This window comes from Pseudomonas sp. BN102, from assembly GCF_029871245.1.
Lineage (GTDB): Bacteria > Pseudomonadota > Gammaproteobacteria > Pseudomonadales > Pseudomonadaceae > Metapseudomonas.
In genome coordinates this window covers 16,495-43,078 of sequence record NZ_SSON01000073.1, presented here as the reverse complement: position 1 = coordinate 43,078, position 26,584 = coordinate 16,495, and the positions used below count along the sequence as shown (strand labels likewise).

Genomic DNA, 26,584 nt, shown 5'->3' with positions numbered 1-26,584 from the left:
CGGGGTCGCCGGACGGCGCTTCCTGACCCGGAACTTCCAGTCCGCCGCTCGCAGGCGCATCAGGCTACCGCCACCACATCCAGGATGCGCTGGATCACACGGTCCTGGTCGATGCCGGCAGCTTCTGCCTCGAAGGATAGAATCAGGCGGTGGCGCAGCACGTCGAAGAGTACCGCCTGGATGTCCTCGGGGCTGACGAAGTCGCGGCCAGCCATCCAGGCATGGGCGCGCGCGCAGCGATCAAGGCCAATGGAGCCGCGCGGGCTGGCGCCCCAGGCCAGCCACTCGGCCAGCTCGCTGTCGAACTTGGCGGGGGTACGGGTGGCCATGACCAGGTGCACCAGGTACTCCTCCACCGCGTCGGCCATGTAAAGGCCGAGGATTTCCTTGCGCGCGGCGAAGATCGCCTGCTGGCTGACCTGGTGCTCGGCGCGGGTTTCGCCGTGCAGGGCCTCGCCGCGGGCCTGCTGGAGGATCTTGCGTTCCACCGAGGCGTCCGGGTAGCCGATGCGCACGTGCATCAGGAAACGGTCGAGCTGGGCTTCGGGCAGCGGGTAGGTGCCTTCCTGCTCGATGGGGTTCTGGGTCGCCATCACCAGGAACAGTGGCGGCAGGGAGTAGGTGGAGCGGCCGATGGACACCTGACGCTCGGCCATGGCCTCCAGCAGCGCGGACTGCACCTTGGCCGGCGCGCGGTTGATCTCGTCCGCCAGCACCAGGTTGTGGAAGATCGGCCCCTGCTGGAACACGAAGCTGCCGTTTTCCGGACGGTAGATTTCGGTGCCGGTGATGTCGGCGGGGAGCAGGTCCGGGGTGAACTGGATGCGGTGGAACTCCGCCTCCACACCGTCCGCCAGGTCCTTGATCGCCTTGGTCTTGGCCAGGCCGGGCGCGCCTTCCACCAGCAGGTGGCCGTCTGCGAGCAGGGCGATCAGCAGGCGGTCGATGAGTTTTTCCTGGCCGAGGATCTGGGTGGAAAGGAAGTTTCGAAGAGCGACTAGCGCTTCACGGTGTTCCATCGATGGGCTCGTTGAGGTGGAGAAGGGAGACCGTCTAAGGCTCCAGTGGTGGGGCATAACTTTAATCCAGACCAGGGCGGGCGGCCTAGAAGAGCCTGAATTTGGGCATTGGTTCCGTGATGGGGGTGGGTTTACATGGGCCTTGCACAGGGCGCCGGGCGGACGCGGATTTCCGTAGGAGCGAGCCCGGCGATGAGCCAGGCGCAGACATCATGCTCCTCCGCCTGGCAGGGCCCGCTGCATGAACGAATATGTCGCAGCGCCGTAAGCGCGCTGTATCGCTCCCTCGTTAAGCTTTCGCGGCAATGGTGACCGCCGGGTCGCAGTTGTCCCCCGGCATTCACCCGGAGCGGGGCCACACTGCCCGGATCGACCTGTGGCCCTCTCTCCGCTTATTAAGCGTTCTACGCTTAACCCCAACAAAACGAGCCTAGCGGAGCAAAACCATGACGTCCTTCACGGCAGCCAGCAAAGCCGACTTCCAGCATCAACTGCAAGCGGCCCTGGCGCAGCACGTCAGCGAAAAGGCGTTGCCACAAGTAACCCTGTTCGCCGAGCAATTCTTCGGCATCATCGCGCTCGACGAACTGACCCAGCGTCGCCTGTCCGACCTGGTCGGCTGCACCCTGTCGTCCTGGCGCCTTGTGGAGCGCTTCGACCCCGCCAGCCCGGAAGTGCGGGTATTCAACCCCGATTATGAGAAGCACGGTTGGCAATCCACTCACACGGCCGTTGAAGTGCTGCACCCGGACATCCCCTTCCTGGTGGATTCGGTGCGCATGGAGCTGAACCGCCGCGGCTACAGCATCCACACCCTGCAGAACAACGTGCTCAGCGTGCGTCGCAATGCCAAGGGCGAGCTGCTGGAAGTCCTGTCCAAGGGCAGCCAGGGCAAGGATGTGCGCCAGGAATCGCTGATGTTCCTGGAGATCGACCGCTGCGCCAACAATGGCGCCATGAAGACCCTGGAAAAGGCCCTGCTGGAAGTGCTGGGCGACGTCCGCGTCGCGGTCGCAGACTTCAAACCGATGAAGGCCAAGGCCCAGGAACTCCTGACCTGGCTGGACAAGGCCAAGCTCAAGGTCGACAAGGAAGAGTTGGCCGAAGTGAAAGTGTTCATGGAGTGGCTGCTGGACGACCACTTCACCTTCCTCGGCTATGAAGAATTCACCGTGGCCGAAGAAAACAGTGGCGGCCACCTGGTCTATGACGAGAAGTCCCTGCTGGGCATTTCCAGGCTGCGCCGCGCCGGGCTGAAGAAGACAGACCTGCATATCGAGTCGGAGGCCCTGGCCTACCTGCGCGGGCCGATGCTGCTGTCCTTCGCCAAGGCTGCCGAGCCGAGCCGCGTTCACCGACCGGCCTACCCGGACTTCGTCTCGATCCGTGAGCTGGACGCCAAGGGCAACGTGGTCAGGGAGTGCCGCTTCATGGGCCTCTACACCTCGGCCGTGTACGCAGAAAGCGTCGAGCGGATTCCCTACATCCGCCGCAAGGTGGCGGAGATCCAGCGTCGTTCCGGTTTCGACGCCAAGGCACACCTCGGCAAGGAACTGACCCAGGTGCTGGAAGTGCTGCCGCGCGACGACCTGTTCCAGACCCCGGTGGACGATCTCTTCTCCACAGCGATGTCCATCGTGCAGATGCAGGAACGCAACAAGATCCGCCTGTTCCTGCGTCGCGACCCGTACGGCCGCTTCGCCTATGCCCTGGCCTATGTGCCGCGTGACGTGTACTCCACCGAGACCCGCCTGAAGATCCAGCAGATCCTGATGGATCGCCTGCAGGCCAGCGACTGCGAATTCTGGACCTTCTTCTCCGAATCGGTGCTGGCTCGCGTGCAGTTCATCCTGCGCCTGGACCCGAAGAACAAGCTGACGGTGGATATCGCGCTGCTGGAGAAGGAAGTCATCCAGGCCTGCCGTTCCTGGAAGGACGACTACGCCAGCCTGGTCAACGAGAGCTTCGGCGAAGGGCAGGGCACCCGCGTGCTCGCCGATTTCCCGAAAGGCTTCCCGGCCGGCTACCGCGAGCGTTTCGCCCCCCACTCGGCGGTGGTGGACATGCAGCACCTGCACAGCCTGTCCGACGAGCGCCCGCTGGTGATGAGTTTCTACCAGCCGCTGACCCAGGGTGAGCAGCAGCTGCACTGCAAGCTGTACCACGCCGACACCCCGTTGGCCCTGTCCGACGTCCTGCCGATCCTGGAGAACCTCGGCCTGCGCGTGCTGGGCGAGTTCCCCTACCGCCTGGCGCGCCAGGACGGTCGTCAGTACTGGATCCACGACTTCGCCTTCACCAGCGCCCTGGGCGACGAAGTCGACCTGCAGCAGCTCAACGACACCCTGCAGGACGCCTTCGTCCACATCGTCGGTGGCCATGCCGAGAACGACGCCTTCAACCGCCTGGTGCTGACTGCCGCCATGCCCTGGCGCGATGTCGCCCTGTTGCGTGCCTATGCCCGCTACCTGAAGCAGATCCGCCTGGGCTTCGACCTGTCCTACATCGCCAGCACGCTGCTGAACCACGCCAACATCGCCAAGGAGCTGGTACGTCTGTTCAAGACCCGCTTCTACCTGGCGCGCAAGCTGGCGGCGGACGACCTGGAAGACAAGCAGCAGAAGCTGGAACACGCCATCCTCGGTGAGCTGGACAACGTCGCCGTGCTCAACGAAGACCGCATCCTGCGTCGCTATCTGGACCTGATCAAGGCGACCCTGCGCACCAACTTCTACCAGCCCGACGTGGCTGGCCAGAATAAGTCCTACTTCAGCTTCAAGCTGAGCCCGCGCCTGATTCCCGATATCCCGCGCCCGGTGCCCAAGTTCGAGATCTTCGTCTACTCGCCGCGCGTCGAGGGCGTGCACCTGCGCTTCGGCGACGTGGCCCGGGGCGGCCTGCGCTGGTCCGACCGCGAGGAAGACTTCCGCACCGAAGTGCTGGGCCTGGTGAAGGCGCAGCAGGTGAAGAACGCCGTCATCGTGCCCATGGGCGCCAAGGGTGGCTTCATCCCGCGCCGGTTGCCGGTGGGCGGATCCCGTGACGATATCCAGAACGAGGCCATCGCCTGCTACCGCATCTTCATCTCGGGCCTGCTGGACGTCACCGACAACCTCAAGGAAGGCAAGGTGGTGCCGCCGGCCAACGTGGTGCGCCACGACGCCGACGACCCCTACCTGGTAGTGGCCGCCGACAAGGGCACCGCGACTTTCTCCGACATCGCCAATGGCATCGCCCTGGAGTACGGCTTCTGGCTGGGCGACGCCTTTGCCTCCGGTGGTTCGGCCGGCTACGACCACAAGGGCATGGGCATCACCGCCAAGGGCGGCTGGGTGTCGGTGCAGCGCCACTTCCGCGAGCGCGGCATCGACGTGCAGAAGGATCACGTCACGGTGATCGGCATCGGTGACATGGCCGGCGACGTGTTCGGCAACGGCATGCTCCTGTCGGACAAACTGCAGGTGGTGGCCGCCTTCAACCACATGCACATCTTCATCGACCCGAACCCGGATTCGGCGTCCAGCTTCGTCGAGCGCAAGCGCCTGTTCGAGCTGCCGCGCTCGTCCTGGGCCGACTACGACAGCAAGCTGATCTCCGAGGGTGGCGGTATCTTCCTGCGCGCCGCCAAGAGCATCGCCATCAGCCCGCAGATGCAGCAGCGCTTCGAGATCGAGGCCGACAAGCTGACCCCCACCGAGCTGCTCAATGCCCTGCTAAAGTCGCCGGTGGACCTGCTCTGGAACGGCGGCATCGGCACCTACGTCAAGGCCAGCAGCGAAAGTCACGCTGACGTCGGCGACAAGGCCAACGACGCCCTGCGTGTCGACGGCCGCGAACTGCGCGCCAGGGTGGTGGGTGAGGGCGGCAACCTCGGCATGACCCAGCTGGGACGCGTCGAGTACGGCCTCAACGGCGGTGCCAGCAACACCGACTTCATCGACAACGCCGGCGGCGTGGACTGCTCGGACCATGAGGTCAACATCAAGATTCTGCTCAACGAGATCGTGGCCAACGGCGACATGACCGGCAAGCAGCGCAACAAGCTGCTGGCCGAGATGACCGACGACGTCGGCAACCTGGTGCTGGGCAACAACTACAAGCAGACCCAGGCGCTGTCCCTGGCGCAACGCCGCGCTCGCGAACGCATCGGCGAGTACAAGCGCCTGATCGTCGCCCTGGAAACGGCCGGCAAGCTGGACCGCGGCCTCGAGTTCCTGCCCTCGGACGAGGAGCTCAACGAGCGCATCTCGGGCGGCCAGGGCCTGACCCGTCCGGAGCTGTCGGTGCTGATCTCCTACAGCAAGATCGACCTCAAGGAATCGCTGCTTAAATCCCTGGTGCCGGACGACGACTACCTGGCACAGGAGATGGAAACCGCCTTCCCGGCGCGCCTGACAGACACCTTCGGCGAAGCCATGCGCCGCCACCGCCTGAAGCGCGAAATCATCAGCACCCAGATCGCCAACGACCTGGTCAACCACATGGGCATCACCTTCGTGCAGCGCCTGAAGGAGTCCACCGGCATGAGCGCGGCCAACGTGGCCGGCGCCTACGTGGTGGTGCGCGATGTATTCCGCCTGCCGCACTGGTTCAAGCAGATCGAGGCCCTGGACTCCAAGGTTCCCGCCGATCTGCAGCTGACCCTGATGGATGAGCTGATGCGCCTGGGCCGCCGCGCGACCCGCTGGTTCCTGCGCAGCCGCCGCGAGGACCAGGACGCCGCCCGCGACGTTACCCACTTCCAGCCGCGCGTGGAGGCCCTGGCCGGCCGCCTGGACGAGCTGCTCGAAGGCCCGTCCCGCGAGCAGTGGCTGGCACGCTTCCAGGCCTATGTCGAAGCCGGCGCGCCGGAAGACCTGGCCCGGGTAGTGGCTGGCACCAGCCACCTCTACACCCTGCTGCCGATCATCGAAGCCTCGGACGTCACCGGCAAGGACACCGCCGAAGTCGCCGCCGCCTACTTCGCCGTCGGCGGGGCGCTGGATCTGTCCTGGTACTTGCAGCAGATCACCAGCCTGCCGGTGGAAAGCAACTGGCAAGCCCTGGCGCGGGAAGCCTTTCGCGACGATCTGGACTGGCAGCAGCGGGCGATCACCATATCCGTCCTGCAATTGAACGACGGTCCGGTGGAAATCGATGAGCGCGTGGCCTATTGGCTCGACCAGCACCGTGCGCTGGTGGAGCGCTGGAAGGCCATGCTGGTCGAACTGCGCGCCGCCACCGCGACCGACTACGCCATGTACGCCGTGGCCAACCGGGAGCTGATGGACCTGGCCCAGAGCGGCCAGCACGGGGTGTGCATTCCCTGATACCCGTGACGCTGTAAGTTTTTAGTGCTCTCAGCCCCGCCTTGTGCGGGGCTTTTTTTGTTCATTTGGGTGGATCCCGCAGGTGTGGCAAGACCAACTCCCCTCTCCCTTCAGGGAGAGGGGCTGGGGGAGAAGGCCGTTGCCTGGCTCGGACTTGCAAGGGCAGCCCCGTTCAAGGGTGGAAATCGCTCTTCATTTCCACCATTTGCCGACGGGACCGCCCGCGGAAGGTGGACCGATAAAGCGTGGTCCATCCTTCATCAGGCTTGGCCCGGCAACCGCCACCAACGTTAGCGCCGCCCCGACGCTTTTACTCCCATCAGCGTGGACATGGGTGGCGAACCACCTATGGCTATATACCGCTAGTGAGCGGCTCCATTATCCAGGCCGAAGTCAAGGGTTCCGACCCTGCTCAACTCCTGCTGAATGTTCTGCGAACGGCAGAGCCACCAGTAGACCAGGGCCGAGACGGCAAGCCCGATTGGCATGCTTATATCGGCGCCATCCAGTTTTTCAGAAATATATCCGGTGTAGAGCCCGGTATTGGAGAAGGGCAGCATGACCACGAATCCAACTATGTAGGCTCCAATACCGCGCCAGTTCCATTTTCCATAGATACCGTTCGGATTGAATATCTCGCTTATCGAGTACTTTCCATGGCGCACGCCATAGAAATCAACCAGGTTGATTGCGGTCCAGGGAGTGAACAAATAAAGCAGGATCGCCAGGAAGTCGCCGAACTCCTTGACGAAGTCGACGGACGCGGATGCCGCAATCAGCATTGCGGAACTACCCACGACCAGCATTGCAATTATCCGCTTGAGAAGAGTGGATTTCTGGGTCTTTACCGTGTCGATGATGCTGAGCAAGGTAATTGAGGCGCCATAGAAGTTTTGCGCTGCACTGGTAATCAGAATCAGCACCGAGATGATCACGAGCGTCTCGCCGAATCCTGAAAAAACCATATCTCCCAGCATGATCAGGCCGGCGGCCAGGTTCTGGCCGGGGCTGAGTGCCGTGGCTATGGCCCCGATCAGCATCATCCAGACTCCACCGATCATGGCGCCCATATAGGTCCACCAGAACGAGGCACGAACGCTGACGTCGGCGGGCAGGTAGCGTGAATAGTCGGAGACGTAGATGGCCCAGCTCAGTTGATAGGCGGCAGCAACAAAGAACTGGGCCAGAAAGGCATTGAGCTTGAACTCGCCGAAGGACAGCTGATTGGCCGGAAGCTTCATGAACAGGAGCAGGCCGATGGTGAGCAGTAGCATCAGTGCGACCATCAGGAAAGCCAGACCCCGCTGTACCTTGTGGAAGGTGTTGTATCCGGCGACCGCCATGATGATCGCCAGCAGGGAAAAGACCATGGACGACCCGGTTTCGGGGACGCCGAGCAGTTCATGCAAGGTTTGCCCCACGAGCAACTGGTTGAAAGCGTTGTAGCCGACGTAGGTAACAATGGCCACGAGGTAGACGAGCAGGGCGCCGAGATAGCCGAACTGGGGGCGGGACTGGATGAGTTGTGGCAGCCCCATCTGCGGGCCTTGGGTGGAGTGACCGGCCATGAACAGGGTACCGAAGGCGCATCCGAGAATGATGGCGATGGCGGACCACAACAGATTGGCGCCCATGCCGATCCCGATGATTCCCACGGCCAGGGTCGTTAGCTGTGCTCCGCCGCAGAACCAGATGGGCCACAGGTGCCAGGCCTTGCCATGGCGCTCTGATAGTGGCACGTGGTCAATAGAGCGTACTTCCAGATTGAAACGTCCAGCAGATGAGGCATTTTCTTTGGCTAACATGATTGTCGTACCTATATTTCTTGTCGTAGTACATTTGTTAGGCAGAAAAGCAAAGAAGTTAAGTGGTGTTGCGCGCCGCAGGCTTTTCAATTGCCAACCGTAAGTTGAAATTCCATTTTCAGGTGGCTTCGTTTTGGTCTGTGGCGGTATCGATCCACTGTTGGGCTTGTTTGCTGATTTGGAAGCTCAGGCAGGCACTTCAAACTACCTGTTTTTTTACGGGCTAAAGTCATATGGCGCTTCCTTTGTCGAAACTGCGTGATTCACCAATGTCGATTTATTGCATCGGGTTCTCCTTGGCTTATGTTTACGGTCTATTCGTAATTGCCATCTTCAGGTGGATTGCAGGCGCAGCGTGGCGCTATTGGTGAATAGGCTTTGCGCACTATTCCTTCCATTAGTTCGATGCGTCCTGCGGATGGTTGTTGGCTAGGCCTTACCGAACGGGCCGGGATGTCAGGTTCTGGTATTCGGTCGTTTGCCTAGGCGAGAAAATTTGAGGAAAAGCTTTTTTCGATCTCATTGGCCAGTCTGAGAATCGTTTCTTCATCACCGAACCTTCCGACTATCTGTAGTCCGATCGGAAGGCCGTCGCCCATCACGCCTATGGGCACGCTGATTGCCGGTTGGCCCGTCAGGTTGAAGACTTCGGTGAAGGGCGAGAAGGCATAGGCATTTTCGTACCAGACCTTCAGCTGCTTTTCTCCGGATGCCGTGAATCCACCGATCAAGGGCGGCGCAAGGGCCACGGTAGGCGTGATCAGCACATCGATCTCCGTGAACTTTGCCGCGATACGACGTGAGACCCGGTTCTGCACGGACCTTGCGTCATGGACATCGAGGGCAGAGCGGCGGGCCGACTGCTTATACATTTCGTAGGTGATCCATTCGACGTCGCCTTCGGCTATAGGGCGGCCCAGCGCTGCTGCCTGATGTGTCATCAAGGCTTCGATTTCGAGCTGCCAGAACACGGCTGCGGCATCGCCCGCTCCCGTCAGGTCCGGCCAGTTGAAGTCTCTTAGCTTGTGGCCTTCCGAGCCGAGGAAGTCCATCACTTTGAGAACGGCATTGCGAATGGACTCGTCTATTTCCGACCCGTCGGGCCGGGTGCAGCTGAAGGCTATCTTCAACGAGGGGGACGCCCTGTTCAGGCTCTCGAGCCAGGAGGGCGGCGCAGGTGGAGCCGCATAAGGAGCTCCTGGCTCGTAACCGGCCAGTACGTCCAGCAACAAGGCGGTGTCGCGGACGGTCCTGGTCAGCACATGTTCGCTATCGAGACCGCCGACGAACTCCCCTACGTGGGGGCCGACCGGGTTGCGTCCCCGGCTGGGTTTCAGTCCCACGACACCGCAGACCGATGCTGGGACGCGGATCGAACCGCCACAGTCGGTTCCGTGAGCCACAGGTACCATGCCGGCTCCTACCGCGCAGGCGGAGCCGCCACTCGAGCCGCCGGAGGCGTACTTCGGATTCCTGGGGTTTCGGCAGGGACCGAAGTACTCGGGCTCAGTGACGAAATCCCCCGCGAACTCCGGCGTCTTGGCCTTGCCGAGAATGATTGCCCCGGCATTGCGCAGACGTGCAACGAGCTCGCTATCAGCTTCGGCCGCAGCCGCATCCTTGTACAAGCGAGAGCCGTGTCTGGTCGCAAATCCCCGGACGTCGATGTTGGTGTCTTTTATCAGCATGGGCAGCCCCGCCAGGGCGCCTTGCCCATGGCTTCTGGCCGCCCGCCTGGCGCCTTCCGCATCGATGGAAACGACCGCCCCCAGTTCATGGTCTCGGGTTTCGATTTCATTGATCGCCAGGTCGACCAGTTCCAGGGCGGTGACTTCTCCCGCCTCAACGAGCCGAACAAGGCTTACCGCATCGCAGTTCTTATATTCATCGCGATTCATATCTACACCTTCAGGTCAAAACCAAGGAGGTTGTTCAGGAACTCATAAGCCAGGTGACGGGATTCGCCGATCGTGTCCGGGGTGGGGTCCACGGCCGCCCGCAACCATAGGCCGTCGATGAATACCGCGATCATCTGTGCCTTATATCGAGCGGTTGTCTTGTCCATGCTTTTTGCCAGCGCGTGGAAAAGCAGCGAGTGGCTGCGGCGCGCAACGATGTTCTGAATCCGCTGGAACTGCGGTGACTGAGGGACCTGGGCCCAGAAGGCCAGCCAGGCAGCGACGTTCTCGCGTGTCAGGTTCAATGCGCTGACGTTGCCTTCGACGAAGGCCTGCACCCGTTCGGAAGGCGTCCTGGATTGGCGGAGATGGTTGAAGATCTCGGCGTTGATCCGCTTGTTCAGCTCCCGCAGGGTCGCTTCGAGCAGGGCGTTCTTGTCCGAGAAGTAGTGGTGCACTATCCCGTTGGACATTCCCGATCTCGCGCTCACCTGCGCCATGCTCGTGCCGGCAAGGCCTTGCTCGCCAATAAGTGTGAGCGTGGCCTCCACCAACTGCTTCTTGCGTATTTCCTGCATTCCTACCTTAGGCATGGCGTGCTCTCTTTTTTTTCATTGGTCACTCAATGAAAAAAAATTAGCATCCGTTTTGCCGGTGATGCAAGGGAAAATCTGCGCGCTGGCAGCCGCCTTGTGCAGACGCAGTTTGTTTCGGCAAGGAGAGGGCCGGACTAGAGCGGATCAAGCTGGAATGCCGGATGGAGCCATCGGATGAAAGGGGGCGAATCTTTGCGTAACCGTCCTGGAGTGGCGGGTTCGAAAAGGGGACAGATTCAATTTCCCCACTCCAAACGGTCGCTCTTGCCGAATGCGGACATTGCACGCCGCCATGTTCCTGCCCCCGGTCAAAGCGGCGACCGAGGGCGTAGCCCTGGCAGGGAGGCAAGATCCTGTTCGTTCGGAGGGTGGCGCCGGAGCTGGCGGCACGATTGAAGCGAATGACCTCCTGGTTGAGGCGGCACGGCGCGAGCTTAAAGAGGAAACGAGCTTTCCCTTCGGGAATGCCGAACGCCTGGGGCGGCATGTATTCGAGGAAGAAGTCCATCACCTTTATCGGATGGCTGTGCTTGAATCCCGCGACCCCCCGGGATGCCTCGGTCAAGTCCTCGCCGTGGTTGGGTGCCACGGAGGGGCGTCAGGCCGCTGTCGGCTACTTTCTGGCCACCAGCAGATCCAGCACGCCACCGCCTTCCTTGATCTTCTGCAGGATGATCTCGGAGCGGATATCGGTGACCCCCGCCGTCCTGTTCAGTTTGTTGACGATGAAGTCGGAGTACTGCTTCAGGTTGCGCGCCTGCACCCGCAGCACGTAGTTGCTGGCACCGGTGATCACGTAGGCGCTGACCACCTCGGGCCAGGACTGCACCTTCTGGATAAAGGTCTCGTGCCAGTCTTCGTCATCCTGGCGCATGGAGATGTGCACGATGGCTTCCAGTTCCACCCCCAGCCGCTCGGCATTGAACACGGCGCGATAGCTTTCGATGACGCCATTGTCTTCCAGGATGCGCAGCCGCCGCAGGCAGGCCGAAGGCGAGAGTGCGACCTTTTCCGCCAGCTCCTGGTTGCTGATGCGACCATTCTGCTGCAGGCAGAGGAGGATGCGGATATCCGTAGAGTCGAGTGTCATGGCGTTCGAATAAAATTGTGCAGATGTAATTGATTTTAGAATTATATTCGAGATCTTGGTCGTTCGGTTCGTGACTTTGCACGAAAATGCGAAAGGGGTTCGTTCATCATATTTCCAGCAGCAACTGGAGAACGAGCATGTCGCGATCCCTTTCGTGGTGGGACATCAGTCCCTGGATCGATCAGGACATTCCCACCTGGCCAGGCGATACGCCTTACACCGAGGAAAGGGTCTGGCACATGGGGCCGGACTGCCCGGTCAATGTCGGCCGCATCAGCCTGTCGCCGCACACCGGTGCCCACGCGGATGCGCCCCGGCATTACGACCCGGCGGGCGTGGCCATCGGCGCGGTGTCCCTGGAGCCTTACCTGGGGCCCTGCCGGGTCATCCACTGCATGGACGGCGGGCCGCTGGTACGTCCGCAGGATATCGCCGCGTCGCTGCGGGACGTTCCTCCCCGGGTGCTGCTGCGCGCCTGTCGGCAGGCTGCCCAGACCCGCTGGGATGAGCGCTTCCGGGCGGTGGCGGCGGAGACCATCGAGCTGCTCAACACTCATGGCGTGCGCCTGATCGGCATCGACACACCGTCGCTCGACCCGCAACAGTCAAAGACCATGGATGCCCATCGGGCCGTCGCCCGGCACGACATGGCCATTCTCGAAGGTCTGGTGCTGGATGAGGTTCCCGCCGGCGACTACGAACTGATCGCACTCCCACTCAAATTCACTCACCTCGATGCCAGCCCGGTACGCGCTGTGCTGCGTCCCCTTTCGAACGAGGAAAGACCATGACAACAAAAGCCCATTGCCTGGCGCTCGACGCCCAGGACCCCCTTGCCCATTTGCGTGCGGATTTCGCCCTGCCCGAGGGGGTGATCTACCTGGATGGCAACTCGCTGGGCGCACGCCCGGTCGCGGCGCTGGAGCGTGCCCGTGAAGTGGTGGACCTGGAGTGGGGCGATGGCCTCATCCGCAGTTGGAACAGCGCCGGTTGGCGCGCCCTGCCCGAGCGCCTGGGTAACAAGCTGGCGCGGCTGATCGGTGCCGATGAGGATGAAGTGGTGGTCACCGACACTACCTCGATCAACCTGTTCAAGGTGCTGGTGGCGGCGCTGCGCATCCAGGCCCAGCGCGATCCCGCGCGTAAGGTGATCGTCTCCGAGGCGAGCAACTTCCCGACGGACCTCTACATGGCCGAAGGCCTGGCCAACATGCTCCAGCAGGGCTATTCCTTGCGCCTGGTGCAAAGCCCGGAGGAGCTTCCCGAAGCCATCGGCACGGACACGGCCGTGGTGATGATCACCCACGTCAACTACAAGACCGGCTATCTGCACGACATGGCCGGCCTGACCGCCCTGGCCCACGAGTGCGGCGCGCTGACCATCTGGGACCTCGCCCATTCGGCGGGCGCGGTGCCGGTGGACCTGAAGGCGGCAAACGCCGACTACGCCATCGGCTGCACCTACAAGTACCTGAATGGCGGTCCGGGCTCGCCGGCCTTCGTCTGGGTGTCGCCGGACTTGCGCGATCAGGTCTGGCAGCCGCTGTCCGGCTGGTGGGGTCATGCCCGCCAGTTCGACATGGAGTCCCACTACGAGCCGGCACCGGGCATCGGCCGCTACCTCTGCGGCACCCAGCCGATTACCTCCATGGCGTTGGTGGAATGTGGCCTGGATATCTTCGCCAAGACCGATATGCAGGCCTTGCGGCGCAAGTCCCTGGCCCTGACCGACCTGTTCATCGAACTGGTCCGGCAGCGCTGTGCCACCCACCCGCTGACCCTGGTGACGCCGCTGGAGCATGCCCGCCGTGGCAGCCACGTCAGTTTCGAACATCCGGAGGGCTACGCCGTTATCCAGGCGCTGATCGAGCGTGGTGTCATCGGTGACTACCGCGAGCCACGGATCATGCGTTTCGGCTTCACCCCGCTCTACACCAGCTTCAGCGATGTCTGGCAGGCGGTCGAGACACTCGGTGAGATTCTCGATTCCGGAACCTGGCAGCAGGAGCGCTTCCGGGTTCGGAACCGGGTGACCTGAGGATTCGACTGCAACTCGAAGGGCGCCTCGAAAAGGGGCGCCCGGCAACGACGTGCCACACCTAAAACAAGAAAGGAGAACCCTGTGAAACTGAATTTATCTTCAGTGTGCCCGCTGCTGTTCGTCGGGGCCGCCAGCCCCGTTCTCATGGCCGGGGAGGGGCCTGCCGAGGGATTTCTCTCCGCTGGCACCCTGACGCTGAACCAGCGCAACTTCTATTTCCACCGCAACCTGCTCAACAATCCGGGCGGGCAGAATTACAGGGAAGAATGGGCCCACGGCTTCATGCTCGACTTCGCGTCGGGCTATACGCCCGGGCCGGTCAAGTTCGGTGTGGATGCCTATGCCCAGCTGGGTCTGAAGCTGGATAGCGGTCGTGGTCGGTCGGGCACCAACCTGATGCCGGTCGATTCGGACGGCCGTGCCGAGGACGAGTTCTCCGAAGCGGGCGTGGCGATCAAGGCCAAGGTGTCGGAAACCGAGTTGAAGTACGGCAGCCTGACGCCAATGAATCCCGTGTTCGGCACCGGCAACGCGCGCCTGTTCACCTCGACCGCGACGGGTTTCCAGCTGACCAGCCGGGAAATCGATGACCTGACGCTCGATGCCGGCCACTTCACTGCCGGTAGTGCAGGTTCCTCCACCAGCGCCGATGGCCCGCTCACCGCGCTCTATACCTACGGTGTCGAGGCTCGTGCAGTGGACTACCTCGGTGCCGCCTATGCGGCCGATAACGGCACCAACCTCAGTCTCTACGCATCGCGTTTCGACGATATCTGGAAGCAGTACTACGCCAACCTGGGGCACCGCTTCACCCTGAGCCAGCTGGATGCAGTGAGCTTCGATTTCAACATCTACCGCACGACGGATGAAGGCGGGCAGAAAGCCGGCGAGATCGACAACACCACCTGGTCGCTGTCCAGCCGCTACAGCCACGGTCCGCACAGCCTGACCCTGGCCTACCAGCGCGTGCACGGCGACGAACCTTTCGATTACCTCGGTTTCGGCTTCGAGCCCGGCACCTCGATCTGGTTGGCCAACTCGGTGCAGATCGTCGACTTCAACGCGCCCAACGAGCGCTCCTGGCAACTGCGCTATGACCTGGACATGGCGGCCTTTGGCGTGCCGGGCCTGAGCTTCATGAGCCGTTATGTCAGCGGCGACCATATCGATGACAGCGACTATGACGGTGGCCGGAACGGCGGCCAGGGTGCCTACGGCAATTACGGAACCGACGGCAAGCGCTGGGAGCGCGACATCGAGCTGCGCTATGTGGTGCAGGGCGGTCCCGCCAAGGACCTGGCCGTGCGACTGCGCCAAGCGACCCTGCGCTCGTCCGCCCAGGTGGCCGCGATCGACACGGCGGACAACAACGAGATCCGCGTCATCCTCGATTACCCCTTGAGCCTGCTGTAGCCCGGCGGCACGCGTCTTCCTTCAATAAATACAAGACTCCGAGAAACGAAATGAACGAATCCAACGGTTTCCAGGCGATCGCCGGACGCGAAAAGGGGCTGCGGCAGCAGCTCACGAGCGCCCAGATGAGCATGATCGCGATCGGCGGTGCCATCGGCACCGGCCTATTCATGGGCAGCACCTTTGCCATCGGCTTCGCCGGCCCAAGCGTGTTGATCAGCTACGCCATCGGCGCCCTGATCACCCTGCTGCTGATGGGTTGCCTGGCGGAAATGACGGTCGCCCACCCGACGTCGGGCTCCTTCGGTGCCTACGCCGAGTTCTACATCAGCCCGCTGGCGGGCTTCCTGGTGCGCTACGCCTACTGGGCCTGCATCGTCCTGGCCGTCGGCACCGAGGTGACGGCGATCGCCAAGTACATGAAGTTCTGGTTCCCGCAGGTGGCGGAGTGGGTCTGGATCCTCTCGTTCTCCGCGGCCCTGGTGCTGATCAACGCGACCAGCGTGAAGGCCTTCGGCAACTTCGAGTACTGGTTCTCCGCGATCAAGATCACCGCGATCGTCGGTTTCATCCTGCTCGGGGCCTACGTGGTCTTCGGTACCGGCGCTGCCGAGTATGGCCTGCACAACTACACGGCCAATGGCGGCTTCCTGCCCCATGGCCTGGAAGGCATGTGGGTCGCGGTGATCATCGCCATCTTCAGCTACCTGTCGGTGGAGATGATCGCCGTTGCCGCCGGCGAAGCGGAGGACCCGCAACGCGCGGTCAAGCAGGCCTTCCGTGCAACCCTGATCCGCCTGGTAGTGTTTTACCTGCTGACCCTGGCGTTGATCCTGGCGATCGTGCCCTGGAGCCAGGCGGGGCAGGGGGCCCAGAGCCCGTTCGTCACGGTGATGGAGGAGATTGGCATCCCGGGTGCTACCGGCCTGCTCAACTTCGTGATCCTGATCGCCGCCGTTTCTGCGATGAACAGCCAGCTCTACACCACCACCCGCATGATGTTCAGCCTCTCCCGTGCCGGCCATGCGCCTGAGTCCATGGGTCGCCTGACGCGCAACGGCGTACCGCTCAACGCCCTGCTGCTGTCCTCCGTGGGTATCGCGCTGGCGACCGTGGTGAGCCTGCTCTATCCGGAGCAGTCCTTCACGCTGATGATGGCCATCTCCATGTTCGGTGCGTTGTTCACCTGGATGATGATCTTCCTGACCCACTACTGCTTCCGGCGTTACCACGAGCGCAATGGCGGGATCCAGCTTTCCTTCCGCATGCGCCTTTTCCCCTGGAGCACCCTGTTGGGCCTGGCGCTGATGGTCGCCATCCTGGTGACCACGGCCTTTACCGAAGTTTTCCGGATGACGCTGGCGTTCGGGGCTCCGTTCCTCGTGGTGCTGGTGCTGGCCTATCACTTCGTATTGCGCAAGCGTTCCAAGCCCGTGGCAGCGATACTGGAGCCTTCGTCCCATTGAGGGGGCGGGTCTCGACAGGAGCCATGGCCAGGAGTGCGGCCATGGCTTTTTGCTCGGGTCAGCCTCTGTGTCCGACCTTCAGGCCAGCGCCTGTAGATACCTCACCACATCCGGCGCGCCGGCCAGGCGCAAGCCTTCACCCAGGGCTGTGGCCTCGGCGTGCTTCTTTGGCAGCAAGATGAATTCGGGGGCGCCGGCATTGCGCAGGAGGGTCAGGCGCGAATAAGGGATGCCGCCGTCCAGTAGTAGGCCCATGAAGGCGGGGTCGCTCCAGGCCTGCACCGGCATAGCCAGTACATGGTAGCGCTCGTCCAGGAGCCTCAGGCCGCCGGGATCGAGGCGGTAGTCGGTGATTGCGGCGGGGAGGGTGGCTTCCAGTTCGCGCAGGCGCGCATAGGCGATGGCGGCGGCGAAGGCCTCGACATGCTGGTCGCCGGTCCAGAACACGCGGCTACCGTGCCAGTTGGCCCGGCACAGACTGATGGGCTTGCCGGCGAGGAAGCGCGGCAGCGGCAGGCTGATGGCCTTGACGAAGTCCTTGTAGCTGATGATCCGCACCTTGCGGGTATGCAGGCCGGCCAGATACTCCTCGAAACTGGGAGTGGGCTGCAGTTCGCTGTTGCTGCCGCAGAGGCCGTCGACCTGGCGCAGGTCGAAACTCGAGAGCTGCTGTTCGCTGCGTTTCACCACGCCGACCAGCACGGCGTGAGCCTCTGCCTTGTCTTCCTGCACCGGGCCGGAAAGGGAGCCGCGCGGCAACTCCACCAGCCGCTGCAAGGGCGGGCCGACCTGCCACCAGATGGAATCCTGGGGGCGGGGCAGGGGTTGAAAGGGCAGTTGCAGCTGACTGGCTCGCTCCAGTACCCGGCGCGGTGTCTTGCCAAGGCCCAAGCGCTGGGCGAATGCAGCCAGGCGGGCGGTCAAGGGTAGTGGCTGCATGTCACTCATGGCCTGAATACTCCCGGGTCACGGGTGGCAGTGTGGCAGAGCGCTGCCAGCCGCGCACGCCGGGCGCCGCACAATTCCGCCTGGCGGGGGACGAGGGTGAACGGACGGTGTGGCAGAATTCTGCTCTTCATTGTCGAGGATGCCTCCATGCCCAGCCTGGTGCTGGATATTTCCCTGACTGCCGACGAATTTCTGGCAGTCTATCAAGGTCGCGCCAACCGCGTGTTGCTGCGTAGTCGCGACGACCGCAAGGTCAGCCTGCCAGCCCACCACCTGCGGCCGCACCTGGGCCACGCCGGCGTCCAGGGAACTTTCCAGCTGGAGTTTTCCGCCGACGGCAGGTTGCTGAGCCTGCATCGCCTCGCCTGATGGGGGCGGCGCGGCTATAATCGCCGCCCCATACCGCCGATCGATGCCCGACCGACCATGTACAAACTGGCCCGCGAGCTCCTGTTCTCCCTGTCCCCGGAAACTTCCCACGAACTGTCCATCGACCTTATCGGTGCCGGCGGCCGTCTCGGCCTCAACCGTCTGCTGAACAAGGCGCCGGCAAGCCTGCCGGTGAAGGTGATGGGGCTGGAGTTCCCCAATCCGGTTGGCCTGGCCGCCGGCCTGGACAAGAACGGCGACGCCATCGACGGCTTCGCCCAACTGGGTTTCGGCTTCGTCGAAATCGGCACCGTGACGCCGCGGCCGCAGCCGGGTAATCCCAAGCCCCGCCTGTTCCGTCTGCCCGAGGCCGAAGCCATCATCAACCGCATGGGCTTCAACAACCTGGGCGTCGACCACTTGCTGGCGCGGGTGCGCGCGGCGAAGTTCGACGGTGTGCTGGGGATCAATATCGGCAAGAACTTCGATACCCCGGTCGAGCGCGCGGTGGACGATTACCTGATCTGCCTGGAGAAGGTCTACGCCCATGCCAGCTACATCACAGTGAACGTCAGCTCGCCGAACACCCCCGGCCTGCGCAGCCTGCAGTTCGGCGATTCGCTGAAGCAGCTGCTGGAAGCCCTGCGTGTGCGCCAGGACAGCCTGGCCGCCCTGCATGGAAAACGCGTGCCGCTGGCGATCAAGATCGCCCCGGACATGAGCGACGAGGAAACCGCACTGGTGGCCCAGGCGTTGCTGGAATCCGGCATGGACGCGGTGATCGCCACCAACACCACCCTCGGCCGCGAAGGCGTCGAAGGCCTGCCTTTCGGCAACGAGACGGGCGGTCTTTCCGGCGCGCCGGTACGCGACAGGAGCACCCACACGGTGAAAGTGCTGGCGGGCGAACTGGGTGGGCGACTGCCGATCATCGCGGTCGGCGGCATCACCGAGGGCCGCCACGCGGCGGAGAAGATCGCCGCTGGTGCGAGCCTGGTGCAGGTCTACTCGGGCTTCATTTATAAAGGGCCGGCGCTGATTCGCGAGGCGGTGGATGCCATCGCCGCGCTGCCGAGGGTCTGAGGACAAATAAAAAGGGCTCCCTCTAAGGGAGCCCCTGGGCTTGCGCCCGCCGCCCGGATGGGGCGTGCTTGGTGAAGTCGGTGTGATCCTGTGTCAGCCGACGGCGTGGAGTTCGTTCAGTCGGTGAATACCGGCGGCGCCGGTGTAGCCATCCCAGTTATCGCCACGGCCCTCGCGCCAACCGTTGATCCAGGCTTGCCGTGTGGTGGGATGGGTGAAAGGACAAAGATCGCGGGATTTGCCATTGATGCCGTGCTGATAGCCGCGCAAAAATGCTCGTTCCATCGGATCACGCTTAAGTCTTCTCATAGGGTGTAGCCCTCATTTGTTGACTGTTATGTCCATTGGCCCCAAGTCGAGGCCCGGCAGAAAATGCTCTGCCTTCGAAGTCCCGTTGCCGGCGTGACGGGCCTTCATCCCTCGCCATTGCGGCGGCGGGTTAAGCTGAGTTCTAACCAATGCCCCCCAGCATGTGAATGATCGTTTTGTCATAAGGACGTAACTTAAAGGGGGCAATGGCCATAAGCTGTAGGAAACGATTTTTGCCAATTTTCGGTCTAACCCCCGTGGCTTCGGGGTTGGCCAAAGATGTGATGTCGTAGTGCTATTTCATTTGGTGCACGAATCAGAGACTTTTCTATTCCGACGAAGGGCCGTTCTGCGACCTTAAGTCACACTTTTTCTTACCGTACAGCACAAATTCTGTGCCGCTGATCGCCGCTAAAGGCCCTGGATATTCCCCATGTCGGACCACTACGAACTTTTCCTCACCTGCCCGAAGAGCCTGGAAGGCCTGCTGGCCGAAGAGGCCGCGCGCCTTGGCCTGCAGGACGTGCGCGAGCAGGTGGCTGCGGTGCGTGGCCAGGGTGACCTGGAGACCGCCTACCGCCTCTGCCTCTGGTCCCGTCTGGCCAACCGCGTGCTGTTGGTGCTCAAGCGCTTCCCGGTGCGGGACGCCGAGCAGCTCTACCAGGGCGTGCTGGAGGTGGACTGGCACGATCACCTGATACCCAGCGGCACGCTCGCCGTAGAGTTCAGCGGCCATGGCTCGGGCATCGACAACACCCATTTCGGCGCGCTCAAGGTCAAGGACGCGGTGGTGGACAAGCTGCGCACCGCCGAAGGCGTGCGCCCCTCGATCGACAAGCTCAATCCCGACATGCGCATCCACCTGCGCCTGGAGAAGGGCGAGGCCATCCTCTCCCTCGACCTCGCCGGCCACAGCCTGCATCAGCGCGGCTACCGCCTGCAGCAGGGCGCCGCGCCGCTGAAGGAAAACCTGGCCGCGGCCATTCTGATCCGCGCCGGCTGGCCACGGATCGCCGCCGAGGGTGGGGCGCTGGCCGACCCCATGTGCGGTGTCGGTACCTTCCTGGTGGAGGCGGCGATGATGGCTGCCGACATCGCGCCCAACCTCAAGCGCGAGCGCTGGGGTTTCTCCAACTGGCTGGGCCATGTGCCGGCGCTATGGAAGAAGCTTCATGAAGAGGCACGCGAGCGCGCCGAGGCCGGCCTGGCCAGGCCGCCGCTGTGGATTCGCGGCTACGAAGCCGACCCGCGGCTGATCCAGCCCGGACGCAATAACATCGAGCGCGCCGGCCTGAGCGACTGGGTGAAGATCTACCAGGGTGAGCTGGCCACCTTCGAGCCGCGCCCGGACCAGAACCAGAAGGGCCTGGTCGTCAGCAACCCGCCCTATGGCGAGCGCCTGGGCGACGAAGCCAGCCTGCTCTATCTCTACCAGAACCTCGGCGAGCGTCTGCGCCAGTCCTGCCTCGGCTGGGAAGCGGCGGTCTTCACCGGCGCCCCGGAACTGGGCAAGCGCATGGGCATCCGCAGCCACAAGCAGTACGCCTTCTGGAACGGCGCCCTGGCTTGCAAGCTGCTGCTCTTGAAAGTGCTGCCGGAGCAGTTCGTGACCGGCGAACGGCGCCAAGGCGAGCAGGGCGAAGGCGCTACACCGCGCAACGAGCCGGCACGCCTCAGCGAAGGTGGCCAGATGTTCGCCAATCGCCTGCAGAAGAACCTCAAGCAATTGGGCCGGTGGGCGCGCAAGGGAGGCATCCAGTGCTACCGCCTGTATGACGCCGATATGCCCGAGTACGCCCTGGCGGTCGACCTCTATGGCGACCGGGTGCATGTGCAGGAGTACGCGCCGCCTCGTTCCATCGATCCGGAGAAGGCCCAGGCGCGACTGCTGGACGCCCTGGCGGCGATTCCTCAGGCGTTGGATGTGGACCCCGCGCATGTGGTGGTCAAGCGCCGCGAGCGCCAGAGCGGTACCCGCCAATATGAGCGCCAGGGCAGCGAAGGGCGTTTCATGGAGGTCAGCGAGGGCGGGGTGAAGCTGCTGGTGAACCTCACCGACTACCTGGATACCGGCCTGTTCCTCGACCACCGGCCGATTCGCCTGCGCTTGCAGCGTGAGGCCGCCGGCAAGCGCTTCCTCAACCTCTTCTGCTATACCGCCACCGCCAGCGTACACGCGGCCAAGGGTGGTGCCCGCAGCACCACCAGCGTCGACCTGTCGAAGACCTACCTGGACTGGGCGCGGCGCAATCTTGCGCTGAACGGTTTCTCCGACAAGCACAAGCTGCAGCAGGGCGATGTGATGGCCTGGCTGGCGGAGGATCGCGGCGAGTACGACCTGATCTTCATCGACCCGCCGACCTTCTCCAATTCCAAGCGCATGGAGGGGGTGTTCGACGTGCAGCGTGACCACGTGCAGCTGCTCGACCTGGCCATGGCGCGACTGGCGCCGGGCGGAGTGCTTTACTTCTCCAACAACTTCCGCAAGTTCCAGATGGATGACAGCGTGGCGGCGCGCTACTCGGTCACCGAGATCAGCGCCGAGACCCTGGATCCGGACTTCGCCCGCAACGCGAAGATTCACCGCGCCTGGCGCCTGACCACGCGCTGAGGCGCCGTCAGTTGCCCAGGGGCCCGCAGGATGGGGCGGTGGAAATCCGTTACCTGGATTTCCACCCTGCGCAGCCCCTCCGTAGGTGGGCCACGCTTTTCCGGCCCGCCAGGGCACTAGAGCTCCCCTCGCGACCACCAAGCTGAAGCGTGCCGGTGGCTCCGGCTGTCCGGCGTTTGCCGTGGGCGGTCGGCTGGCCGCAACTGCTCCTAGGCATAGTGCCACCATCTCGCTATGTTGATGCTCACAGGGACGGTATTTCCACACCCAGATCCGAGAAGTGAGCATGTGGTCGCTTGCGAAGGAAAAACTGAACCTGTCGACGTTCCTGTCCGGCCGCCCCCTAGTGTGGCTGGCCTGCCTGTTGACCATCTTCGGCGGCGTGGCACTCACCCTCCTGCTGAGCGAGGTGGTGCGCAGCGCTGAGGATGCGCAGCTGCGGGAGCGCTTCAATCTCGCCGCCAGCGAGCGCATCAGTCGCATCCAGGAGCGGCTGGACGGCCAACTCAAGGAACTGGACGCGGTCCGGCGCTTTTTCGGCAATTCCAATGAGGTGACTCTTGGCGAGTTCCATGGCTTCGTCGGCCCGCTTCTGGGGGACACCCTGGCCTATTCCTGGGTGCCGCGAGTCGTCGCTGACGAGCGCGGGGCATTCGAGGCCCGCGCCCGTGGCGAGGGCATGGTCGGCTTCGCCATCCGCGACCTCAGTGACGACAGCCTGATCCCCAGCCCGCCGAGGGACGAGTACTTTCCCGTCTACTACAGCGTTTCCTCGCGAATCGACGAAGTGCCGCTGGGGATGGACCTGAACTCCCAGCCGGCCCGGCGTGCGGCCATCGCCAAGGCGCGGGAAACCCGAGGCGTGACCGTGACCGAGCGCTTGCGGGTGATCGGCGCGGCGGAGCGCGAAGCCAGTGGCGTGGCGATCCTGGCGCCGATCTTCGAGGGCGGCATGGCGAGCGACGCCGGATTGCGCGGTTTCGTGGTGGCGGTGCTCAGCCTGAACCTGGAGATGGAAGCCGCCATCGCCCCGCACAATCTGGAAAGCCTGGTAATGCGGGTCAGAGATGTCAGCGGCGATGGCATCGAGCAACTGATCTACCAGAGCGGCCAGGCGCCCGAGAGCGAACTGCGGCAACGCCGGGTAGTGCCCTTCGCCGATCGCCAGTACCTGCTGGAAGTCGTCCCGAGCGAGGCCTTCCTTGCCGGGCCGCCGCTGTCGACCGCCAGCCTCGTGGCCATCAGCGGGCTGGCATTCACCTTGTTGCTGGCCGGCTACCTGCTATTGCTGATCAACCAGCGGCAAAGCGCCCTTGCCCTGGTGGCCGAGCGTACGCTGGAGCTGCGCGAGCGGGAGCTCGAGCTGCAGCTCAGTGAGGAACGCTGGAGCTTCGCCCTGGATGGGGCCGGGCACGGTGTCTGGGACTGGGAGCCGGAAACCGAGCGCATGTTCCTCTCCTGCGGCTGGAAAAGCATGCTCGGCTACGCGGTCGACGAGGTGGAGGACAGCCAGAAGGCCTGCATGCGCCTGATACATCCGCAGGACCGGGCGTTGGCCCGTGCCGAGCTGGAGCGCCACCTGCGCGGCGTCACGACCGTCTACCAGAGCCAGCACCGTATGCTGCACAAGGACGGACGCTGGATCTGGGTTCTGGATCGCGGCCGGGTGGTGGAGCGGGGCGCCGATGGCTCGCCCAGGCGGATGATCGGCACCCAGACCGACGTCAGCTCCAGCAAGGCGGTGGAACTGCAACTGGCCATGGCTCACGGCCAGCTGCGCAGTCTGCTCAATGCCGCCACTCAGGTGGCCATCGTCAGCACCGACCTGCGTGGCGCCATCCTCCTGTTCAATGTTGGCGCCGAGCGCATGTTCGGCTACCGCGCCCTGGAGATGATCGGCCGCCACCCCGTGGTGCTGCACCTGGAAAGCGAGGTTGAGGTGCGCTGCCGCGAGCTTGGGCGGCGCCTGGGCAAGGTGATCCCGGACTACCAGGCCTATGTGGAAGAGGTCACGGCCGGCGACCGCTTCGACGAGCGTGAGTGGACCTTCCAGCGCCGCGACGGCAGCCAGTTGACCGGTAGCCTGATCCTCACCGGGGTGCGCGATGAGCGGGATGTCCTGGTGGGCTACCTGGGCGTGGCCATCGACGTCACCGAGCGCCAGCGCGTGCAACAGGCGCTCGAGGCGCGCGACCGGCTGCTGGAAAAACTCAGCGCGCGGGTGCCGGGCGTGCTCTACCAGTTCCGCATGGAGCCGGACGGGACCTTCAGCTTTCCCTATACCAGCGCCGGGATCATCGAAGTCTTCGAGTCGGTGCCCGAGGCGGTTCGGGATGACGCCAGCAACCTGATGGAGCGCATCCATCCGGACGACATGGACCGGGTGCAGAGTTCGATCCGCCGTTCGGCGGAACTGCTCGCCCCCTGGCGCGAGGATTTCCGCGTGCTGTTGCCGCGCCAGGGCCTGCGTTGGCTGCGCGGCGAATCGGTGCCCGAGCGAGGCGACGACGGCGCCATCCTCTGGCACGGCTACATCGCCGATATCACCGGGTTGAAACTGGTGGAGCAGGAGTTGCGCGCCCTGTCGGTGACCGACTCCCTCACCGGCGTCTACAACAGGCGTTATTTCCAGGAGCACCTGGACCTCGAGATCGCCCGCGCCGAGCGCCACGAAGGGCCGCTGGCGCTGGTGATGCTGGACGTCGATCACTTCAAGCAGATCAACGACCGCCACGGCCACGAGGCCGGCGACCGGGTGCTAAAGGCCATTTGCGCCCGGGTCGGCGAGCGCTTGCGGCGCATCGACGTGCTGTGTCGGCTGGGTGGCGAGGAGTTTGTGGTGCTCTGCCCGGACACCAATGCCGAGCAGGCGGCGGCACTGGCCCAGGCGCTGTGCCAGGCACTCGGGCGGGAGGGCGTCGCGGGAGTCGGCCAGGTCACGGCGAGTTTCGGCTGCGCCAGCTGGCGTGAAGGAGAGAGTGCGGACGAATTGTTGCGGCGGGTGGATACGGCGGTCTATGCGGCCAAGCAGGCGGGGCGCAACCAGATTCGCATTGCCGACTGATGGGGCGGCAATACGCATGGCGGCCTCCCGTGCGAGGAGGCCGCCATGGGGTCAGTTGGCGCCGGCGACGCTCTTCGGCTGACGGTAGAGATCCACCAGCACCTGGTCGAGGATGGCCGAGGCACCCCAGGGACGCGAATCGTTGAGAATGGCGACCACGGCCCAGGTGTTGCCGTTGCTGTCGCGGCTGAAGCCGGCGATGGCGCGGACGGTGTTCAGCGTACCGGTCTTGATATGGGCTTCGCCTTCCAGGGCGGTGCGGCGCAAGCGTTTGCGCATGGTGCCGTCCATTGCCACCAGCGGCAGCGAGGCGACGAACTCGGCCGCGTAGGGGCTCTGCCAAGCGGCCTGGAGTATGGTGGCCATTTCCCGGGCGCTGACCCGCTCCTGGCGCGACAGCCCGGAGCCGTTCTCCATCACCAGGTGCGGCGCGGTGATGCCCTTCTTCGCCAGCCAGTCGCGGATCACCCGCTGGGCGGCCTTGGCGTCGTCGCCATCGGCCTGGGTGCGGTAACGCGCGCCGATGCTGAGGAACAGCTGCTGGGCCATGGTGTTGTTACTGTACTTGTTGATGTCGCGGATGATCTCCACCAGGTCCGGGGAGAAAGACCGCGCCAGCAGCTTGGCATTCTTCGGTAACTCGCCGAGGCGGTCCTTGCCGGCGATGCTGCCGCCAAGCTCCTTCCAGAAGGCGCGGACGGCGCCAGCGGCGTAGCCCGGGTGGTCGAGCAGGGACATGTAGGTCTGGGCGCTGCAGCCTTCCGGCAGCTTGCCGCTGGCGATCAGGGTGGTGCCGTCGAACTGGGTCACCGGGTTGTAGCGCACGTCGGGCCAGGACGGGCATTTGGCAGCCTTGGTCACCTTCACCCGGTTGTCGATGCGAATGTTCTCGAGGGGCGGTTCCATGGCCAGGTTGACCTGGCCGCCTTCGGCACGGGCGATCAGGCGCACCGCCTTGAGGTTGACCAGCAGCGAGTCGGGGCCGACCAGGAAAGGCTTGTTGTCGTCGCCGCCGTCGTCGTTGAAGGAAGGCAGCTGCGGGTGCACGAAGTAGCTACGGTCCAGCACCAGGTCGCCGGTGACCTTGAGCACGCCGTTGGCGCGCAGGTCACGCATCATCAGCCAAAGCTTTTCCATGTTCAGCTTCGGATCACCGCCACCCTTGAGGTACAGGTTGCCGTTGAGCACACCGTTCTTCAGGGTGCCGTCGGTGAAGAACTCGGTCTTCCACTGGTAGGTGGGGCCGAGCAGCTCCAGGGCAGCGTAGGTGGTGATCAGCTTCATGGTCGACGCCGGGTTCACCGAGACATCGGCGTTGACCAGGGTCTGGACGCCGGGGCCGGTGAGCGGGAGGGTCACCAGGGACAGCGAAGTGGGGGCGATCTTGTTGGCGGTCAGGGCCTTCTGCACCTTGGGCGGCAGGCTGGTGTTGACCTGGGCGGCTTCCAGGGGCAGGGCGCAGGGCAGGATCAGGGCGGTGAGCGCGAGGGTACGGATGGACTTGAACATCAACGCTTGCCCTCCTGGCGAGGGCGGGTGAAGTAGGCAGATGACATGACAGAT

The 26,584-nt window shown here is 63.6% G+C and carries 17 protein-coding genes; 9 read left to right on the top strand and 8 right to left on the bottom strand.

The genetic code is table 11. From position 1 onward, the window contains the following. Positions 1 to 59 precede the first annotated feature (59 nt). Complete coding sequence (locus tag E8F12_RS19550; RefSeq protein ID WP_280326857.1) at positions 60 to 1,019, bottom strand: MoxR family ATPase; 960 nt, start codon at positions 1,017 to 1,019, stop codon at positions 60 to 62. A gap of 446 nt (positions 1,020 to 1,465) precedes the next feature. Between E8F12_RS19550 and E8F12_RS19545 the strand changes: the two genes are divergently transcribed. Beyond that, complete coding sequence (locus E8F12_RS19545) at positions 1,466 to 6,328, top strand: NAD-glutamate dehydrogenase (RefSeq protein WP_280326856.1); 4,863 nt, start codon at positions 1,466 to 1,468, stop codon at positions 6,326 to 6,328. A 362-nt stretch (positions 6,329 to 6,690) separates the two neighbouring features. On the opposite strand, the gene E8F12_RS19540 is transcribed toward E8F12_RS19545, so the two are convergent. The 4 genes from E8F12_RS19540 to E8F12_RS19525 all read right to left on the bottom strand — a co-directional run bounded on the left by E8F12_RS19540 (position 6,691) and on the right by E8F12_RS19525 (position 11,717). Next, the gene (locus E8F12_RS19540; RefSeq protein ID WP_280326855.1) at positions 6,691 to 8,133 is read right to left on the bottom strand and encodes a cytosine permease; all 1,443 of its coding nucleotides are present in this window, start codon (positions 8,131 to 8,133) and stop codon (positions 6,691 to 6,693) included. 482 nt (positions 8,134 to 8,615) lie between these two features. Then, positions 8,616 to 10,031 (bottom strand): amidase, encoded by a 1,416-nt coding sequence (locus tag E8F12_RS19535; RefSeq protein WP_280326854.1) that lies wholly within the window; start codon positions 10,029 to 10,031, stop codon positions 8,616 to 8,618. Between the two features lie 2 nt (positions 10,032 to 10,033). Further along, positions 10,034 to 10,624: a transcriptional regulator BetI gene (gene betI, locus E8F12_RS19530; RefSeq protein WP_280326853.1), complete on the bottom strand. Its 591-nt coding sequence runs from the start codon at positions 10,622 to 10,624 to the stop codon at positions 10,034 to 10,036. A gap of 616 nt (positions 10,625 to 11,240) precedes the next feature. Continuing rightward, positions 11,241 to 11,717 carry an Lrp/AsnC family transcriptional regulator gene (locus E8F12_RS19525; protein WP_280326852.1) on the bottom strand — a complete coding sequence of 159 codons (477 nt, stop codon included), beginning with the start codon at positions 11,715 to 11,717 and terminating at the stop codon, positions 11,241 to 11,243. A 137-nt stretch (positions 11,718 to 11,854) separates the two neighbouring features. On the opposite strand from E8F12_RS19525, the gene kynB reads away from it, so the two are divergent. The 4 genes from kynB to E8F12_RS19505 all read left to right on the top strand — a co-directional run bounded on the left by kynB (position 11,855) and on the right by E8F12_RS19505 (position 16,637). Further along, positions 11,855 to 12,508 carry an arylformamidase gene (kynB, locus tag E8F12_RS19520; RefSeq protein WP_280326851.1) on the top strand — a complete coding sequence of 218 codons (654 nt, stop codon included), beginning with the start codon at positions 11,855 to 11,857 and terminating at the stop codon, positions 12,506 to 12,508. Further along, complete coding sequence (gene kynU, locus E8F12_RS19515; RefSeq protein ID WP_280326850.1) at positions 12,505 to 13,755, top strand: kynureninase; 1,251 nt, start codon at positions 12,505 to 12,507, stop codon at positions 13,753 to 13,755. Before kynB ends, kynU begins: the two co-directional genes overlap by 4 nt. A gap of 147 nt (positions 13,756 to 13,902) precedes the next feature. Continuing rightward, complete coding sequence (locus E8F12_RS19510; protein ID WP_280327101.1) at positions 13,903 to 15,171, top strand: OprD family porin; 1,269 nt, start codon at positions 13,903 to 13,905, stop codon at positions 15,169 to 15,171. A gap of 50 nt (positions 15,172 to 15,221) precedes the next feature. Continuing rightward, a complete protein-coding gene (locus E8F12_RS19505; protein ID WP_280326849.1) occupies positions 15,222 to 16,637 on the top strand; it encodes an amino acid permease in 1,416 nt (471 codons plus the stop codon). A gap of 78 nt (positions 16,638 to 16,715) precedes the next feature. Here E8F12_RS19505 and E8F12_RS19500 read toward each other — a convergent pair whose 3' ends face one another. Next, positions 16,716 to 17,585, bottom strand: coding sequence for a DUF6685 family protein (locus E8F12_RS19500; RefSeq protein WP_280326848.1), 870 nt, complete (start codon positions 17,583 to 17,585; stop codon positions 16,716 to 16,718). A gap of 147 nt (positions 17,586 to 17,732) precedes the next feature. Between E8F12_RS19500 and E8F12_RS19495 the strand changes: the two genes are divergently transcribed. Continuing rightward, positions 17,733 to 17,954, top strand: a complete 222-nt coding sequence (locus E8F12_RS19495) for a DUF2835 domain-containing protein (protein WP_280326847.1) — start codon at positions 17,733 to 17,735, stop codon at positions 17,952 to 17,954. Between the two features lie 57 nt (positions 17,955 to 18,011). After that, positions 18,012 to 19,037, top strand: coding sequence for a quinone-dependent dihydroorotate dehydrogenase (locus tag E8F12_RS19490; protein WP_280326846.1), 1,026 nt, complete (start codon positions 18,012 to 18,014; stop codon positions 19,035 to 19,037). Between the two features lie 93 nt (positions 19,038 to 19,130). Here E8F12_RS19490 and E8F12_RS19485 read toward each other — a convergent pair whose 3' ends face one another. Next, on the bottom strand, positions 19,131 to 19,346 hold the full coding sequence (locus E8F12_RS19485) for a ribosome modulation factor (RefSeq protein ID WP_151132935.1): 216 nt from the start codon (positions 19,344 to 19,346) through the stop codon (positions 19,131 to 19,133). Between the two features lie 433 nt (positions 19,347 to 19,779). On the opposite strand from E8F12_RS19485, the gene rlmKL reads away from it, so the two are divergent. Both rlmKL and E8F12_RS19475 read left to right on the top strand, forming a co-directional pair. Beyond that, positions 19,780 to 21,957 (top strand): bifunctional 23S rRNA (guanine(2069)-N(7))-methyltransferase RlmK/23S rRNA (guanine(2445)-N(2))-methyltransferase RlmL, encoded by a 2,178-nt coding sequence (gene rlmKL, locus E8F12_RS19480; RefSeq protein ID WP_280326845.1) that lies wholly within the window; start codon positions 19,780 to 19,782, stop codon positions 21,955 to 21,957. A gap of 286 nt (positions 21,958 to 22,243) precedes the next feature. Next, complete coding sequence (locus tag E8F12_RS19475) at positions 22,244 to 25,021, top strand: diguanylate cyclase (RefSeq protein ID WP_280326844.1); 2,778 nt, start codon at positions 22,244 to 22,246, stop codon at positions 25,019 to 25,021. 51 nt (positions 25,022 to 25,072) lie between these two features. On the opposite strand, the gene dacB is transcribed toward E8F12_RS19475, so the two are convergent. Next, positions 25,073 to 26,530: a D-alanyl-D-alanine carboxypeptidase/D-alanyl-D-alanine-endopeptidase gene (dacB, locus tag E8F12_RS19470; RefSeq protein ID WP_280326843.1), complete on the bottom strand. Its 1,458-nt coding sequence runs from the start codon at positions 26,528 to 26,530 to the stop codon at positions 25,073 to 25,075. Between the last annotated feature and the right edge of the window lie 54 nt (positions 26,531 to 26,584).